Below are 208 nucleotides of genomic sequence, written 5' to 3'. Positions count from 1 at the left end.
CGGCCAGCTCGGCCAGGCGCAGGCGGCCGCCCTTGGTGTGGGCGACAAACCCCGGCTCGGCGTCTTCCAGCCAGGCGGCGAACTCGGCCGGGGCATCGATCCACGGGTAATGGCCCCAGCCCGGCTGGAGGCTGATACGCAGGTCGGCCCGCGCTAGGATCGCCGACCAGGCCGCGGCCTGGGCAATGCCCAGCATCCGGTCCTGATC

Annotated in this window: 1 protein-coding gene; it reads right to left on the bottom strand. The window is 73.1% G+C overall.

Annotated elements, in window-relative coordinates; translation table 11 throughout:
- Nucleotides 1-208 (bottom strand): hypothetical protein (locus CF161_RS31600; RefSeq protein ID WP_020300713.1); only part of this gene is annotated, 208 nt, incomplete at both ends.

Source organism: Pseudomonas sp. CF161 (assembly GCF_000416215.1).
Classification (GTDB): Bacteria; Pseudomonadota; Gammaproteobacteria; order Pseudomonadales; family Pseudomonadaceae; genus Aquipseudomonas.
Note: the sequence above shows the minus strand (reverse complement) of the source record. Positions and strands in the feature narration are given on the sequence as shown.